The organism is Staphylococcus pasteuri (assembly GCF_030547725.1).
GTDB lineage: Bacteria > Bacillota > Bacilli > Staphylococcales > Staphylococcaceae > Staphylococcus > Staphylococcus pasteuri.
In genome coordinates this window covers 1-256 of sequence record NZ_JAUOQO010000557.1, presented here as the reverse complement: position 1 = coordinate 256, position 256 = coordinate 1, and the positions used below count along the sequence as shown (strand labels likewise).

Genomic DNA, 256 nt, shown 5'->3' with positions numbered 1-256 from the left:
GGCGATAGGCTGATTGCCACGGTAGATTACGCAGACTACCCTGAAGCCGCTAAAGCCCTGCCACGCATTGGCAATTATCAATACATCAGCTTAGAAAGCATTATTTCATTGAAACCAGATTTAGTGTTGGTGTGGAAACAAGGCAACCAAGAAAGTTTGGCGCAAAAGCTAAGGGCCTTGAACATTGACGTGTTTGTCTCTCAGCCCAAGCAACTGGCTACGCTACCCAAGCAACTCGCCACGTTAGGCGAAATAT

Annotated in this window: 1 protein-coding gene; it reads left to right on the top strand. The window is 47.3% G+C overall.

Annotated features, from left to right (window positions below; translation table 11 throughout):
* The coding region (locus tag Q4528_RS14705; RefSeq protein WP_303522403.1) for an ABC transporter substrate-binding protein at window positions 1–256 on the top strand (256 nt) is incomplete at both ends.